Origin of the sequence: Microbacterium esteraromaticum, assembly GCF_014084045.1 — a bacterium.
Lineage (GTDB): Bacteria > Actinomycetota > Actinomycetes > Actinomycetales > Microbacteriaceae > Microbacterium > Microbacterium esteraromaticum_D.
Genome location: NZ_CP043732.1, coordinates 2,318,086 through 2,333,145, shown reverse-complemented (window position 1 = coordinate 2,333,145; position 15,060 = coordinate 2,318,086). Strand labels below are relative to the sequence as shown.

General features: G+C 69.8%; 17 protein-coding genes and 1 pseudogene. 8 read left to right on the top strand and 10 right to left on the bottom strand.

The window, feature by feature from the left end; translation table 11 throughout:
* Positions 1-16 precede the first annotated feature (16 nt).
* A complete protein-coding gene (locus FVO59_RS11020; protein ID WP_182252680.1) occupies positions 17-955 on the bottom strand; it encodes a S66 peptidase family protein in 939 nt (312 codons plus the stop codon).
* Between the two features lie 181 nt (positions 956-1,136).
* Here FVO59_RS11020 and FVO59_RS11015 point away from each other — a divergent pair, with 181 nt between their 5' ends.
* The 3 genes from FVO59_RS11015 to FVO59_RS11005 are packed head-to-tail and all read left to right on the top strand — an operon-like array spanning position 1,137 to position 4,216.
* Complete coding sequence (locus tag FVO59_RS11015) at positions 1,137-2,444, top strand: M20/M25/M40 family metallo-hydrolase (RefSeq protein ID WP_182252679.1); 1,308 nt, start codon at positions 1,137-1,139, stop codon at positions 2,442-2,444.
* A 37-nt stretch (positions 2,445-2,481) separates the two neighbouring features.
* Positions 2,482-3,342 carry a serine hydrolase gene (locus FVO59_RS11010; RefSeq protein ID WP_182252678.1) on the top strand — a complete coding sequence of 287 codons (861 nt, stop codon included), beginning with the start codon at positions 2,482-2,484 and terminating at the stop codon, positions 3,340-3,342.
* 10 nt (positions 3,343-3,352) lie between these two features.
* The gene (locus tag FVO59_RS11005) at positions 3,353-4,216 is read left to right on the top strand and encodes a serine hydrolase (RefSeq protein WP_182252677.1); all 864 of its coding nucleotides are present in this window, start codon (positions 3,353-3,355) and stop codon (positions 4,214-4,216) included.
* A 58-nt stretch (positions 4,217-4,274) separates the two neighbouring features.
* On the opposite strand, the gene FVO59_RS16570 is transcribed toward FVO59_RS11005, so the two are convergent.
* From FVO59_RS16570 to FVO59_RS10985, 5 genes and pseudogenes are all read right to left on the bottom strand, one after another.
* Complete coding sequence (locus tag FVO59_RS16570) at positions 4,275-4,982, bottom strand: DUF2785 domain-containing protein (protein ID WP_259363545.1); 708 nt, start codon at positions 4,980-4,982, stop codon at positions 4,275-4,277.
* Positions 4,983-5,072: 90 nt separating this feature from the next.
* Positions 5,073-5,453 (bottom strand): annotated as a pseudogene (locus FVO59_RS16565) (VOC family protein); the annotation flags it as partial.
* Positions 5,454-5,463: 10 nt separating this feature from the next.
* Entirely contained in the window at positions 5,464-6,129 is a 666-nt protein-coding gene (locus FVO59_RS10995; RefSeq protein WP_182252675.1) for an alpha/beta hydrolase family protein, read from the bottom strand.
* A complete protein-coding gene (locus FVO59_RS10990; protein WP_182252674.1) occupies positions 6,129-6,536 on the bottom strand; it encodes a DUF4870 domain-containing protein in 408 nt (135 codons plus the stop codon). The genes FVO59_RS10995 and FVO59_RS10990 overlap by 1 nt, the downstream gene beginning before the upstream one ends.
* Complete coding sequence (locus FVO59_RS10985; RefSeq protein WP_259363173.1) at positions 6,533-7,342, bottom strand: YflT domain-containing protein; 810 nt, start codon at positions 7,340-7,342, stop codon at positions 6,533-6,535. Before FVO59_RS10985 ends, FVO59_RS10990 begins: the two co-directional genes overlap by 4 nt.
* 76 nt (positions 7,343-7,418) lie before the next feature.
* Between FVO59_RS10985 and FVO59_RS10980 the strand changes: the two genes are divergently transcribed.
* Genes FVO59_RS10980 through FVO59_RS10970 form a run of 3 tightly spaced genes read left to right on the top strand, consistent with a single transcriptional unit; the run spans position 7,419 to position 10,313 of the window.
* Positions 7,419-8,678, top strand: a complete 1,260-nt coding sequence (locus tag FVO59_RS10980; RefSeq protein ID WP_182252673.1) for a magnesium transporter MgtE N-terminal domain-containing protein — start codon at positions 7,419-7,421, stop codon at positions 8,676-8,678.
* Entirely contained in the window at positions 8,678-9,205 is a 528-nt protein-coding gene (locus tag FVO59_RS10975) for a DUF1003 domain-containing protein (RefSeq protein WP_182256728.1), read from the top strand. Before FVO59_RS10980 ends, FVO59_RS10975 begins: the two co-directional genes overlap by 1 nt.
* Positions 9,192-10,313, top strand: coding sequence for an Mrp/NBP35 family ATP-binding protein (locus FVO59_RS10970; RefSeq protein WP_182252672.1), 1,122 nt, complete (start codon positions 9,192-9,194; stop codon positions 10,311-10,313). The genes FVO59_RS10975 and FVO59_RS10970 overlap by 14 nt, the downstream gene beginning before the upstream one ends.
* A 24-nt stretch (positions 10,314-10,337) precedes the next feature.
* On the opposite strand, the gene FVO59_RS10965 is transcribed toward FVO59_RS10970, so the two are convergent.
* A complete protein-coding gene (locus tag FVO59_RS10965) occupies positions 10,338-10,727 on the bottom strand; it encodes a twin-arginine translocase TatA/TatE family subunit (protein WP_182252671.1) in 390 nt (129 codons plus the stop codon).
* An 87-nt stretch (positions 10,728-10,814) separates the two neighbouring features.
* On the opposite strand from FVO59_RS10965, the gene FVO59_RS10960 reads away from it, so the two are divergent.
* Positions 10,815-11,447: an O-methyltransferase gene (locus tag FVO59_RS10960; RefSeq protein WP_182252670.1), complete on the top strand. Its 633-nt coding sequence runs from the start codon at positions 10,815-10,817 to the stop codon at positions 11,445-11,447.
* A gap of 72 nt (positions 11,448-11,519) precedes the next feature.
* Here the strand turns inward: FVO59_RS10960 and FVO59_RS10955 are convergent, their stop codons facing one another.
* The 3 genes from FVO59_RS10955 to dapE all read right to left on the bottom strand — a co-directional run bounded on the left by FVO59_RS10955 (position 11,520) and on the right by dapE (position 14,040).
* Positions 11,520-11,690: a DUF3117 domain-containing protein gene (locus FVO59_RS10955; protein WP_182252669.1), complete on the bottom strand. Its 171-nt coding sequence runs from the start codon at positions 11,688-11,690 to the stop codon at positions 11,520-11,522.
* A gap of 80 nt (positions 11,691-11,770) precedes the next feature.
* Positions 11,771-12,985, bottom strand: a complete 1,215-nt coding sequence (locus tag FVO59_RS10950) for a putative hexosyltransferase (RefSeq protein ID WP_259363172.1) — start codon at positions 12,983-12,985, stop codon at positions 11,771-11,773.
* Positions 12,967-14,040 (bottom strand): succinyl-diaminopimelate desuccinylase, encoded by a 1,074-nt coding sequence (gene dapE, locus FVO59_RS10945; protein WP_182252668.1) that lies wholly within the window; start codon positions 14,038-14,040, stop codon positions 12,967-12,969. Before dapE ends, FVO59_RS10950 begins: the two co-directional genes overlap by 19 nt.
* A 65-nt stretch (positions 14,041-14,105) precedes the next feature.
* Here dapE and dapD point away from each other — a divergent pair, with 65 nt between their 5' ends.
* Entirely contained in the window at positions 14,106-15,059 is a 954-nt protein-coding gene (gene dapD / locus FVO59_RS10940) for a 2,3,4,5-tetrahydropyridine-2,6-dicarboxylate N-succinyltransferase (protein WP_182252667.1), read from the top strand.
* Position 15,060: the final 1 nt, after the last annotated feature.

Sequence of the window (15,060 nt, the reverse complement as noted above, 5' to 3'; positions counted from 1 at the left end):
CGGGTGAAAGCCGCACTCAGTCGAACGCGAGCGCCGGCTGCTCGTCCGCAGTGAGCGTCGCGGTCACTCCGCGCCCGATCGGGAACGAGGACACGTCGGGACCATGACCGAATCGCAGACCCCAGACGACAGGGATTCCCAGCGGGGTCAGCAGCTCGGTCATGAGGGCGCGGATCTCGTCGAGCGGGCCGCAATCCACCCACGTGCCGAGACCGACGCCGACGGCACCGTCGAAGTACCCCGAGCGGAGCAGGATCTGCATGAGGCCGTCGAGTCGATACGGTGACTCGTGGATCTCTTCGAGCAGCACGATGCGCCCCTCGGCGCGGCCGACGACCGAGGGGTGCGATCCGGTGCTCATCGCGAGCAGACTCAGATTGCCGCCGGTCACCTCGCCCCTCGCTTCTCCTGACACGAGGGTCGCCGTCTCATCGTCACTGGCCAGCTCCCAGCGCCGCTCCCCCATCACCGCTGCGTGCAGCGCGGTGACGTTGCCGGGCGAGTCGAGCAGGTCTCTCGTGGCGATCATCGGCGTGAACCAGGTGGGGACCCCGAGCCGCTGCTGCCAGAACTCGTGCAGTGCGGTGATATCGGACGAGCCGTAGAGCGGCTTCGGCGTCGCTGCGGCGAGCGCCTCGGTGTCGAGGTGATCGAGCAGGCGAATGGCCCCGTAGCCCCCGCGCAGGCAGAAGATGCCCTCGATGGACGGGTCCGTCCAGGCCCGACTGAGGTCGGCCGCCCGGTCGGCATCGCTTCCCGCGAGGTAACCCGAGGCGCGTTCGTGGCGATCGAGCGCGTGCGCGCCGAGCACCGGCTCGAGCCCCCAGGATCGCAGCAGCGCCTCCCCCTCGTCGACCGCACCAGGGACGGGTGGCCCGGAAGGGCTGATCAACGCGCAACGAGCGCCCTCGCCGAGCGGTGCGAGCGCGGTCGAGCGATCCCTCATCTCATTCATGAAGCAAGTTTACGAATCGTAAGAAAGGCACACAAGGCGAAAAAACATCAAAACTCTGGCATACACCTGATGACATACGGTACGGATATAGCTAGGCTCTGAGAGGAGCTGCTCCCACCCATCGGAAGCGGTGTTCACCGGTTCGAGCCTCAGAGAGGACGGTTCGCGAGTGCCTCAGGCGATGACGCCAGCGGAGTTGTGCGCCCATTTCATTCAGTTCGACACGTCGAACTTCGGATCAGGAGAGAGCACGGGCGAGACACCGCTCGCCGAGGAGATCGCCCGGTTGCTTCGCGACGCCGGGTACTCCCCCGAGCTCTACGCGCGCGAACCGCATCGGGCCTCCACCGTGATCCGCGTGCCGGGCACGGATCGCTCGCTTCCCGGCATGGTGGTGCACGGCCATCTCGATGTCGTTCCGGCGGAGCCGGAGCAGTGGTCGGTGCCTCCCTTCGAGGGCAGGATCAGCGACGGATACATCTACGGGCGCGGAGCGGTGGACATGAAGGACATGGTCGCGATGATGGTGGCGACCCTGCTCGAGTGGGCGAGCCTCGGCATCTCGCCGCAGCGCGACATCGTCTTCGCATTCGTCGCAGACGAAGAGGCTCGCGGTGACTGGGGCGCGGGCTGGCTGGTCGAGACGCACCCTGAGCTGTTCGCCGGGATCGGCGCCTCGATCGGCGAATCAGGCGGGCACGCCACCCCGCTGACCGCTGCCGACGGCGGCACCGTGATGCTCTACCCCATCGCCGTGGCCGAGCGCGGCACGCTGCACGCACACCTTCGCGCTGAGGGGACCTCGGGTCACGGGTCCCGCCCCTGCCCCGACAGCGCCGTCACCAAGCTGCTCGCGGCGACCAACCGGATCAACACCCACCAGTGGCCGCTCGAGCTCGGCGACACGGTTCGCGAGTACATCACCAGCACGAACGCGGCGCTCGGCTACCAGGTCGATCTCGGCAGCGAGGCCGGGGTGACCGAAGCCATCGACCGGATGGGCGAGGCCGGCGAGGTGGCGCGTGTCACCAGCCGCTGCTCGTCGACGACCACCGTGCTGCGCGCGGGCTACAAGGTCAACGTCGTTCCGGGCGTCGCCGAGGCCGAAGTCGACGTCCGATGCGTTCCCGGCTCCTTCGAATCGACGCGAGCCGCACTTGCCGAGCTCATCGGCCCCGACGTCGCGTTCACGATCACGGACCCGGGCGAGCCGACCGACTTCTCCTCCGGATCACCGTGGTTCGCAGCGATGCGCGAAGCCGTGCTGCGGCATGACCCCGACGGCGTCGTCGTACCGTACTGCATGGGCGGCGGCACTGATTCCAAGTCGTTCAGAAAGCTGGGCATCGAGTGCTTCGGATTCGTGCCGCTCACCGCCGATCCCGAGGGCCGTCGGCTCGCGGGGCTGCACGGCATCGACGAGCGCGTTCCCGTCGCCTCGGTGAATGGCGGGCAGCGGATCCTCAGCGATTTCCTCCTCAACCTCTGACTCCTCCCACACGAACCCACTCACGGAAGGCACGCTCATGACGGAACTCCCCGACACCGGACTGAACGAGGAGACCGGGGGCCTCGTCACCCCCTACTCCGATGGAATCCCGATGGTCTCGTACGCCCTGGTCGATCGTGACGGCACGATCCTTCGTCAGTACGACGCCGAACGCCCCTACTATTCGGCATCGACCGTCAAAGTCGGCGTCATGGTCGCCGCGCTGCGCGAGCTGCAGAGCGGCGCGTGGAGGCTGGACGAGGAGAAGGAGGTCACCCACGAATTCGCCAGCATCCTTCCCGAGGCGGGGCGCTTCGTCATGCGGGCAGAGGAGACCGACGAGGGTCTCGGCGTGCCCGGCGACATCGTCACACGCGCCCGCGTGATCGAGCGCATGGTCACGGTGAGCGCGAACTGCGCCACCAACATCCTGTTCGAAGAACTCGGCGCGGAGAAGGTCGCTCAGGTCTTCCTCGACGCGGGGGTGCCGGACACCGGCATGGATCGCCCGTATTCAGACGCCGCAGGCCTCGAGGCAGGGGTCACGAACCGGGCCTCCGCCCTCGGACTCGCCCGCCTCATGGCGTCGCTCGTTCGCGGAGACCTGCTCGACCCCGAGTGGACCGAGTACGCCAAGGAGCTGCTGCGGCGACGCGAGAACCCGAGGATCAGCGCGGTCGCCACCGACATCGCGGCAAAGACCGGCGGAGTCGTCGACACCGGGAGCAAGGGCGGCGGAATCGACGGCATCGCCCACGACTTCGCCTTCGTCGAACTGAACGGCACGATGTACTGCCTCGGTATCTGCACGCGCGCGTACACCTACGAACAGGGAGCGGCTGCGATTCAGGCGCTCGCTTCGGCTCTGCTCAACGACACCGCGATCGCAGCACGCTGAGAGTCGAGGGATGACCGAACCGCACGTCTCCTACGCGTTGCTGAACGGCGCCGGCGAGACGTGCGGCGCGTACGACGAGCGGCGAGAGTTCTACGCGGCGAGCACGATCAAGCTCGCAGTGGCAGCGGCGCTCCTGTTCGCGGTCGAAGGCGGCACGATGAGCCTTGAGCGTGCGGTGCCGAGCTCGCGACGATTCGCCAGCAGGATTCCGGGTGCGGCGCACATCGACTTCGAGCTCGAGCCCGACGAGCTCGACCCGGGGATGCCCGCCGACGGCACACCGGTCAGCCTCAGCTGGTGCCTCGAGCGGATGCTCACTGTCTCATCGAACGAGGCGACCAATCTGATCATCGAGGCCCTCGGCGCCTCCTCCGGGGGCAGCGAGGCTCCGGTCGGCGTGCGCGGGCTCGACGCCGTGCGCGAGGCGTGCGCGCGGCTCGGCGTGCCGGGCGTGCGCGTCACCCGCCTCATCTGCGACGCCGCGGCGAAGCGCGCGGGCTTCACGCATGCAGCCTCGGCGCTCGACCTCGCACAGCTCATGCTCGCCGTGACGAGCGGCGAGGCACTCACACAGGCCTCTCGCGATCTCATGGTGGGGCTGCTGCGCGCTCAGCGCGTGCCGATCATCGCCGAAGTGCTCCCCGCGGGCCTCGCCTGGGGCTCGAAGAGCGGATGGGACGACGAGATCAGGCATGACGTCGCATTCATCGGCACGCCAGGCAGCGACGAGTTCCGCGTGCTCGCGATCTGCACGCAGGGGTACTCCGGCCGCGGCGCTCAGCAGGTGATTCTCGCGGTTGCGCACTCGCTGGTCGAGGCGCTGCATCGGCCGTCCGCGCGCGGCGCAGCACCCGGCACGTCTGCGAGCCCGTAGCCCGACCATCGAGCACGGCCTCTCGTCCGTCAGCAGACATCCCGTCTGGCGAGTGCCGTCAGCTCCCGCCCTGAAGGTGGGGGTACCGCTCCTGCACGCCGCGCCTGATGGCCGTATCCACGGGCGATCCCGGTTCCGCCTGCAGCAGCAGCGCACGCAGCAGCTGCTCTGCGTTGAACGTCTGCGCATACGGGTCGGCTGCGCCTCGTTGTGCGCCGGCGACCGCCGAGTTCAACCGCTCCGCGATCCCGGCCGCAGCTCCCGGCACGGACGAGATCGCGAGAGCGATGCGGTCGGCCTCACCGGCTGTCCACGGACCTGTCGCCGCCATCGCACGCTCGATCACGGCGTCACGCAGCAGCTCCCGTATCCCCGCGTCGCGCCATCCGAATCGCGCGAATTCGCCCCACGCATCCGCTCCATGCGCAATCGCATGCGCCCAGCCCCGCCCCTCGACGTAGCCTCGCACGTCTCGCTCGGCGACGAACCAGCGCACGAAAGCCGCACACCAGCGATCGATGCCGTCACGCAGGCCCAGGACATTCGTACGGGCGACACACGCGCCCAGCACCAGGGCCGAGAACGACCGCCCGAAGACCGAATCACCGGTGTCCTCGCCGAGTCCGACCTCGAGAGCGAGCAGCCGCCGCTCTATCAGTGCGACCAGACGATCGTCGAGCCGCCCCGAGGCGACCGCCTCGCACAGCGCGTCGAGCGCCGCTTCTCGGGCATCCGACGAGACGGACGACAGCCCAGCTGCCGCCATCGACAGCCACGTCTCATCGAGCATCCGCGAACCTGCGGAGGCACTATCAGCGACGGCGTCCGCCGCGCCCCCTGCTGCGCTGTTCGCACGCGCAACGACCTCGACCTTGAACCCCGCCGAATTCTCCAGCCAGCCGGCGTAGTGAGCCTCGCCGCCGGCATGCGGGTAGCGATCCGCGTACAGCGGAGACCATCCGTGCTGCGGCGCCACCTCCATCAGTGCGTCGACCTCGCCCCGCGATCCACCATGAAATGCCAGATGGTTCACCCCTGGGCGGCGCCGATCGTGACGATCCGCCGACAGAGTCGGCGATCGGGTCAGCGTGAGATACGCTCCGCCCGCCGACCAGGACTCGCCATCCGCCCAGCTCTGCACGCGCACGAAGCCGAGACGCTCGAGCAGCCATGGCCATCCGCCCGCGGCGGCATCGCCGGCAAGCCATACCTCGACGTGATGGAGCCCGACGCTCATCGCATCACCGTCAGTCGCGGCCGACATCCGCGATGAACTCCGCGACCAGCGGCGCAAGCCCCGCACCGACCACCTCAGCCGGCCTCTTGCGGCCCTTCACCTCGAACGAGTGACCACCCCCGTCGATCCAGGCGATCCGGGCGTCCTGACACGAGGCCATCGCTTCCTCGAGCTGCGACAGCGGCTGCACGAACGGGTCGTTCGTGCCCTCGACGAACAGCTGTGGCGGACGAACGGCAGGCAGATGCTCGATGCGCGGCTTCTCGGGCTTGCCCGGCTGATGCAGCGGGTAGCCGAGATAGACGAGCCCGTCGACCTCCAGCCCCTCTGCCGCTGCCATCGACGCCATCCGTCCGCCGTACGATTTCCCGCACGCCCACACCGACGCGTCGGGACGCTCTTCGCGTATGGACGACACCACGGCGCGCCAGGTGAGCATCGCATGCGCCGCTGGTCCTGGCATCCGCCTTCCGGCCTCCACGTAGGGGAAGTTGAACCGCATCGTCGTGAAGCCCTCGACGCGCAGCGCATCGGCGAAACCGATCAGGAACGGGTGATCCATGCCGGCGCCCGCACCGTGCGCGATCGCGACGACACCGCGCGAGGGTCCGTCCGGCTCCGCCCAAGCCGTCGTCACCGTGACCGCACCGGCAGGCAGCTCCACCACGATGCCCATCAGAGACTCCTCACGAACGGTACCCGAACGAACTCCCCACGGCGCGCCGTGCGCAGTGCGACGATGACCACCACCAGATGCACGACGCACACGATGACGTACAGCGTGATCGGGATGCCCTGCGGGAAGAAGCCGGTGGCCGGAGCGCTCGGCTGCGTCATCCGCACCAGCCCCACCACCAGCTGCACCACGAGCAGAGCCGTCGAGACGAACAGGAACAGCCGACCCCAGGAGCGCGCCGCGGCGGCGTTCCGCTTCGCCAGCGGCCCCTGCCGTGACAGCGACCCGTAGGCGGCGATCATCCCGCCGCCGGCGGCGAGCGGGCCCAGAAGGGGGATCGGCAGCAGCACGAGCAGCCCCAGCGCCCAGGCCGACGCACCCGTCGCCGGAGCGCTCGTCGCGGTCATCGCGACTCGGTCGGCTCGTCGCCGTCGGCGTCGGATGCCGGCCCCGACTCTGTCGTCGGGTCGGACGGAGTTCGGGGTGCCGAAGGCTTTGCACCGGGGAGCGGCGGCTTCGGAGGGATCACCGGCCCGTCGTCGGAGCCAGGAGCCGGAGCCGGCCGCACCGGAGTCGGCGACGCCGGAGTCGGCGACGCCGGAGTCGGCGACGACGGAGCGGGCTCAGTCACCGACGGCTGCGACGCCGGGCTCTGCGGCGCGGGACCTCCGGTCTGTCCGGCCGGCGGAACGCGCTCGCCGTATCGGGGCGGCTCGCTGAGGTCGACGGGCGGGCGCACCGTCTGGGGGCGCTCGGGCCCGACGACGCCGCGAGCCTTCACCAGAGAGGCGGGCTGCACACGCACCTCGTAGTGGTCGGCGAGCATCTGCATCATGCTCGCGAAGTCACGACGGCGGCGCACGATCGAATACGTGACCAGGCTCATGATCATGCCGAGTGCGACGCCGATGAGCAGGAAGCCGAGGAACAGCGAGATCGGGGCGTCGGGCGTGCCGAAGAGCATGATCGCCGAGAGCAGCAGGCCGATCAGCACGCCGTTCGTGGCTCCCGAGCGCGCGGCGGCGGCGTAGCCGAGCTTGCCGGTGACCCTCTCCACCGTGCGGACGCCCTCGCCCACGATGGCGATGTCGCGGGCCGGCACCTCACCGGCGATCAGCTTCGACACGATCTTCTGGGCCGCCTCGTAGTCCTTCGTCGAGGCGATCACCTCACCGAGGTCGGTCCCGTTTCCCGGTCGATTCAGCATGCTCATCCGGCCATTGTCCCATCGTCGGCGATGAGCCGTCACCCGCCAGGACGACACGGGGCGTGCGGACTACGCTGGAACGGTGAGCACACAACGGGTCTTCGTCGCACGTCTGGCTGGTTGCGCCGTGTTCGATCCCGTGGGCGATCGTCTCGGCAAGGTCCGCGATGTCGTCATCGTCTATCGCAAGACGGCCTCACCGCGCGTTATCGGCCTGGTGATCGAGATCCCCGGTCGCCGCCACGTCTTCCTCTCGATCGGGCGCGTCACCTCCATCCGATCGGGTCAGGTCATCAGCACAGGCCTCATCAACGTGCGCCGGTTCCAGCCCCGGCCCGGTGAGGTCCGGGTGGTCGCCGAGTTCCTCGGCCGGCGGGTGAGCCTCACCGACGGCGGCGGAACCGCGGTCGTCGAGGACGTCGCGATCGAGCAGGACCGCCACGGCGAGTGGGGCATCACCCAGCTCTTCCTCCGCAAGGCCAAGACCAGCGCGTCGCCGTTCGCCAAGGGCCCGACCGCGTTCGCCGCGTGGAACGAGGTCGCCGAGCTGCGCGAGCCCGGCGAGTCGCAGTCCGCCGAGCAGCTGGTCGCCACATACTCCGAGATGCACGCCGCCGACCTCGCCACCACCCTGCTCGACCTTCCACAGGAGCGCCGCATCGAGGTGGCAGAGGAGCTCCCCGACGAGCGTCTCGCCGACGCGCTCGAGGAGATGCCCGAGGACGACCAGGTGGGCATCCTCGATCGGCTCGGCGACGAGCGCGCCGCCGACGTGCTCGACGAGATGGAACCCGACGATGCGGCCGACCTCCTCGCTCAGCTGCCCCCCGAGCGACTCGAGCACCTGCTCGCTCTCATGGACCCGGAAGAGGCCGAGGACGTCAGGATGCTGCTGCGCTACGGCGCCGACACCGCCGGCGGCCTGATGACGCCCGAGCCGATCATCCTGTCGGCGGATGCGACGGTCGCCGAGGCGCTCGCGCTGATCCGCCGCCACGAGCTGCATCCGGCGCTGGCAGCGGCCGTGTTCGTCACCCTCCCGCCGTTCGAGACCCCGACAGGACGGCTGCTGGGCGTCGTGCACTTCCAGAAGATGCTGCGCTATCCCCCGCACGAGCGGCTCGGCGCGATCCTCGACGACTCCGTGGAGCCGGTCGCCGTCACCGCATCCGCCGCCGAGGTGGCCCGCATGCTCGCCAGCTACGACCTCGTCTCGCTGCCCGTGATCGACAGCGCGCACCGCCTGGTCGGTGCCATCAGCGTCGACGACGTGCTCGACTACCTGCTGCCCGACGACTGGCGCACGCACGACGCCGACGAGCCGACGGCGAGCGCACGATGATGGCGCGCGCCTCGCGCACGGCGCGTCTGGACACCCCCGGCACCCGCGGCGCCACGCGCGCGCAGGCGCCGTCACGCGACAGGTTCGGTCGCTTCACCGAGTGGGTCGCCCGCGCCATGGGCACGCCCGCCTTCCTCGTCATCCTGACGCTGTTCTGCCTCGCGTGGATCGTCTGGAACACCCTGATGCCCCGTCATCTGCGCTTCGACGACGCGGCACTCGGCTTCACCGCGCTCACCCTCATGCTGTCGCTGCAGGCCTCGTACGCCGCCCCCCTGATCCTGCTCGCGCAGAACCGGCAGGACGACCGCGACCGGGTGCAGATCGAGCAGGACCGCCAGCGCGCGGAGCGCAACCTGGCCGACACCGAGTACCTCGCCAGGGAGATCGTGGCTCTGCGCATGGCTCTCGAGGAGCGCTCGAACCAGCAGGTCACCCGCGACGTGCTGCGCCAGGAGCTGAAGGCGCTGCTCGCCGAACGGGGCGACGACGAGGGCGCGCCAGAGAACAGCCATGACGCTCGCTGACCGGGTGCGTGTGGCGGTCTCGGCGGTCACCGACCCCGAGCTGCGGCGCCCGATCGGCGACCTCGACATGGTGCGTGACATCGCCGTCGAGGGCGACTTCGCGCAGGTGGGGATCGTGCTCACGATCGTCGGCTGTCCCGCCGCCCAGCGCATCGAGCAGGATGTGCGGGATGCCGCGGCATCCGTCCCCGGCATCGGCGAGGTCTCCGTCGAGGTGGGCGTCATGACCCCCGACGAGCGCCGAGCGCTCACCGAGAAGCTGCGCGAAGGGCGGCCCGCCCGACAGATGCCGTTCGGAGCCGACTCCCTCACCCGCGTCATCCTCGTCTCCAGCGGCAAGGGCGGCGTCGGGAAGTCGACCGTCACCGCGAACCTCGCCGTCGCGCTCGCCCGTCAGGGTCTGCGGGTCGGACTGGTGGATGCGGATGTGCACGGCTTCTCGATACCCGGGCTGCTCGGGATCGCTCCCGGCACCCAGCCGACGCGCATCGACGACCTCATGCTGCCGCCCGTCGCACACGATGTGAAGACCGTGTCGATCGGCATGTTCCTGCGTGACGGGGAAGCGGTTGTCGCATGGCGCGGGCCTATGCTGCACCGCACCGTGCAGCAGTTCCTCACCGACGTGTTCTTCGGCGACCTCGACGTGCTGCTGATCGACATGCCCCCGGGGACGGGAGACATCGCGATCTCGATCGGCCAGATCCTTCCGCACGCCGAAGTGCTCGTCGTGACCACACCGCAGCCGGCGGCGGCCGACGTGGCGATCCGCAGCGGGCTGGTCGCCAGGCAGACGGGTCAGCGGGTCATCGGCGTGATCGAGAACATGGCGGCATACGCCCTTCCGGACGGCACCCTCCTCGACCTGTTCGGCGAGGGCGGAGGAGCCGAGGTCGCCCAGGCGCTCAGTGCCGACGGCGATGAGGTGCCGCTGCTGGCATCCATCCCGCTCAGCCCTGCACTGCGCCGCGGCGGCGACGAGGGCGTGCCGGTCGTGCTCGGCGAACCCGACGATGCGGCGGCCCGCGCCATCACCGGGCTGGCCGAGCGCATCGCTCACCGCGGGCGGGGCCTCTCCGGCCGAGCTCTGCCGCTGCGCCTGCGCTGAGCGGCGCGACCGCGCGGCGCCGACTCAGGTGGCTTCGGCGTCGAACGGCGGCGGTGTCTGCCGCGAGAAGTGCGTGCGGGTCATGGGCGGCCGCGCCGGGGCGACAGGATCGGTGGCCACAGCGGTGGCCGCGGGAGCGGGCGCCGCATCGAACTCCGGCTCCTCGAACAGCGCATCGCGGATGATCCGCCGCGGGTCGTACTGCCGAGGATCGAGCTTGCGCCAGTCGACCTCGTCGATCTCGGGCCCGAGCTCGTCGCGCATCTTGCTCTTCGTCTCGCGCAGGTACTCCCCCGCACGGCGCACGAACCTCGCGAACGTCTCAGCCGCCTTCGGCAGTCGCTCAGGGCCGATGATGATGACAGCGACAAGACCGATCAGCAGCAGCTTGTCGAAGGTCAACCCCAGTTCCATCCCCCCAGGCTACCCGCCGCGCCTCCCCTTGTGATCCGCCATGGCCGCTTACGCTTGTGATCACGACCTTCTGCAAGGAGAGACCCCATGAGCGAGCACGACGCGAACGCCCGATTCGCGCGCGAGACCATCGTGGAACCCGCCGCGATCGCCCGAGCGCGCGCCCACGCGCTGGAACTCGGAGCCGCTCCGATCAGCCCCGCCGTCGGAGCCCAGTGCGCCGTGCTCGCTGCGGCGACCGCTGCCAGGTCGATCGTCGAGATCGGCACCGGCGCCGGCGTCTCGGGCCTGTGGCTTCTTCGCGGCGCGCCCCAGGCTGTGCTGACCACGATCGACAACGAGCCCGAGCACCTCGCCGCCGCGCGCCAGGCGTTCGCCGATGCGCGCATCCCCGCCGCACGCGGCCGGTTCATCACGGGTCGCGCTGCCGACGTGCTGCCTCGTATGAACGAGGGCGCCTACGACATCGTCCTGATCGACGCGGACGCAGAGAACGTCATCGAGTACGTCGAACACGGCCTGCGCCTCGTGCGCACCGGCGGGCTCGTGCTCGTGCCGCGCGTGCTGCACGGCGGCAAGGTGGCCGACCCCGTCCAGCGCGACGCGGTGACCACGGCCTATCGATCGCTGGTGCAGGAGACCCAGGAGTCCCAGGCGGTGCTCGCCGCGCTGTCGACCGTGGGCGAGGGGCTGCTGCAGCTGACCCGCATCGCCGAATAGGCGGGGCGCGGGCCCGAGAACGCAGAAGAGGGGCGGTGGATCCGAAGATCCACCGCCCCTCTTCTCAGCCGGTCAGGCGTTCACGACGGCTGCCAGCACGTCGTGAAGCTCCTTCGCCTCTGCGTCGTTCACGGAGACGACCAGTCGGCCGCCGCCCTCGAGCGGAACCCGCACGATGATGAGTCGCCCCTCCTTCACGGCCTCCATCGGTCCGTCGCCGGTCCTCGGCTTCATCGCTGCCATCGTGGCACCCTTTCCCTCGGTGGTATGGATCAAGTTTATCGGTAGGCTCCCAGGTTCGGCGTCCGCGCGTCATCGGGAGGTCACGGCACCTGCCAGTAGGTCTGCGCCGAGCCGTACATCGCAAGGATCCACAGCCACTGCAGCAGCAGGCACACGAGCAGCATCCCCCACCGGTACACCCGTGAGCGCGGCACGGCCAGCGCCCCGGTGAAGGGGGTGAGCGGGAGCAGCAGGCGGAACGTGCTCGACTGAGGGAAGAACACCGCGAGCAGGTACAGCACGTAGCTGGCGCCCCATAGCCGGATGTCCGCACCGAGCCTGCGCACGGGGCGCGCGCGCAGCAGGGCGAGGCCCGTGGCTACCACCAGCGCCGCCAGGATCACCCAGCCCGCCCAGGCCGGCATCCCCCACTGCGTCGCCCAGAACTCGGCGCCGCGCACGAATCCCTCGAACGGGATGAAATGAGCACCGGGCTCTGCCAGCCAGTTGCGGCGCCACGACAGCTCGGTCTCGAGGTAGGCCCCCGGATCGCCGGTGACGACCGCGGCGATCACCTGCCAGGAGAAGCCGACTGCGGTCGCCAGCCCTCCGAGCGCGACGATGTGCACGACGTGGGATGGGGGCAGCGGATCCCGGTGCCTCGCCACCCACCGGGAGATGCCGTGCAGCCCGAGGAACAGCGCGAAGGCCAGCACCCCGGGTCTGGTGAACCCCATCGCCGGGATCACCAGGCACAGCCAGCCGTAGCGATGCCTGGATGCCAAGTCGATGGCGACCAGCAGCAGCAGCACGAACAGGCTCTCGGCGTACCCCACCTGGAACAGCGCCGCCAAGGGGCCGCTTGCGAAGAACGCGACAGCCCACAGTGCCGCAGAGGCGCCTATCCGCGGCCTCAGCAGCCGATGCAGGGCGAGGCACGCGAGGAAACCGGCGACGAGCGACACGATCAGCGCCCCCGCACCCCAGTCGCCAAGACCGACGAACCGCGCGAGGTACGCGTACACCGGCATGAACGCCCAGGCGTTCTCGATCACCTGCCCCGCTTCGTTCACCGGGAGCACAGCGGGGTAGCCGAAGACGGCGACGGTCCAGTACCACTGCGCATCCCAGCCGAGCACGTAGTCGCCCAGGTCGGGCTGGGCGCCGAAACGCGAGCTCGCACTCGATCCGGCGGCGGCCAGGGCGAAGAACCCTGTCGTCACCAATCGCGAGAGCAGGTAGATGACCGCGATGCGGCCGGCGACCGGCATCCGCTGCCAGCCGCGAAGTCCTCGGATCAGGACGCGCTGAGCCACGCGCGCAGCCCGCGTTCGACGTCCTCGATCTGCGAGACGGGCACACGCTCCTCGTCGTGGTGCGCGAGGTGCGGGTCACCGGGACCGTAGTTCACGGCGGGAACCCCCATGGCCGAGAATCGCGCGACGTCGGTCCAGCCGTACTTCGCATGGGCCTCGCCTCCGACCGCCGAGAGGAACTGCTGCGCGATCGGCGCATCGAGACCGGGTCGCGCGCCACCGGCGGCGTCGACGATGTCGACCTCGAATCCTGCGAACACCGAGCGCACGTGCGCCTCGGCGTCCGCGACGCTCTTGTTCGGCGCGAAGCGGTAGTTCACGTCGACCTCGCACAGGTCGGGAATCACGTTGCCCGCGACGCCTCCCCGGATGCTCACGGCGTTCAGCCCCTCGCGGTAGCCCAGACCCTCGACCTCGACCTCTCTCGCACGATACTCGGCGAGACGCGAGAGGATCGGGGCCGCGGCGTGGATCGCATTCTCGCCGATCCACGAGCGTGCGCTGTGAGCCCGCACGCCGCGCACGCGCACGACGGCGCGCAGCGTGCCGTTGCAGCCGCCCTCGACGCGTCCGTCCGAGGGCTCGCCGAGGATGGCGAAGTCGGCGGCGAAGAGATCGGGGCGCGCCTGTGCGAGCAGGTTCAGGCCGTTCAGCGCGGCGTCGACCTCTTCGTTGTCGTACCACATCCACGTGATGTCGACCACGGGGTCGGTCAGCTCGGCGGCCAGCTTGAGCTGCACGGCGACGCCGGCCTTCATGTCGACGGTGCCGCGGCCCCACAGGTGCGGCACCCCGTCTATCTCGACGTCGCGGGTGGGCACGTTCGCATTGATCGGCACCGTGTCGATGTGACCGGCGATCACGACGCGCTGGGCCCTGCCGAGATCCGTGCGGGCGACGACCGTGTTGCCGTGCCGCACCACCTGCAGGTGCGGATACGCGCGCACCGCGGCCTCGATCTCGTCGGCCAGCAGCGCCTCACCGCCCGAGACGCTGGGGATGTCGCAGATGATGCGAGTGAGGTCGAGTGAGGATGCGGTCAGGTCGAGCGCCATGCCCCCAGCCTAGCCACGTCGTCACATCTTCCCGTGCCGGGTGTCGCGGCCCGTACGGTAGAGGCATGAGCACTGCACGTACGGTATGGGGCATCGGCCTGAGCACGATCGCATCGGACGGCACCGTCCTCGATGCCTGGTACCCCGAGCTCGGGCTCGGCACCCAGGAGGCGGACGACGCCGCGGCCGCGGCCGCCACGTGGGGAGCCTTCGCCGACGAGGACGAGCGCCGCGGTGTGACGATCGCGTTCGTGCAGCTCAGCATCGACCTCGACGCGCCGGTCGCATCGACTGCAGACGCGTATCTGCGTCTGCACGCCCTGTCGCGCCTGGTGGTGCGCCCGAACGAGCTCAACCTCGACGGCATCTTCGCCCACCTGCCGAACGTCGCGTGGACGAACGCCGGACCGATGCATCCCGCCGATGCCGCCAGGCTGCGTCCGCTGCTGCAGCGGCACGGCATCCAGGTGCAGGGGCTCGACAAGTTCCCCCGCCTCACCGACTATGTGCAGCCGGAGGGTGTGCGCATCGCCGACGCGTCGCGCGTGCGCCTCGGCGCCCACCTCTCCCCCGGCACGACCGTGATGCACGAGGGATTCGTGAACTTCAACGCAGGCACGCTCGGTCCTGCCATGGTCGAGGGGCGCATCTCGCAGGGTGTCGTGGTCGGCGCGAACAGCGACATCGGCGCCGGCGCCTCGATCATGGGCACGCTCTCCGGCGGCGGCAGCCACCGCGTGTCGATCGGCGAGCGTGCACTGCTCGGTGCCAACGCGGGCATCGGCATCTCGCTCGGCGACGACAGCGTGGTCGAGGCGGGCCTGTACGTGACCGCCGGCTCGAAGGTGGTGCTCGGCGACGGCCCGGTGGACGCCGACGGCCGCAAGCCCTCGGTGAAGGCGGCCGAGCTGTCCGGCCGGCCTGGCATCCTGTTCTGGCGCAACTCCCTCACCGGCGCCATCGAGGCGAAGGCGCGCGCCGGCCACGGAGTGACGCTCAACGAGGCCCTGCACGCCTGAT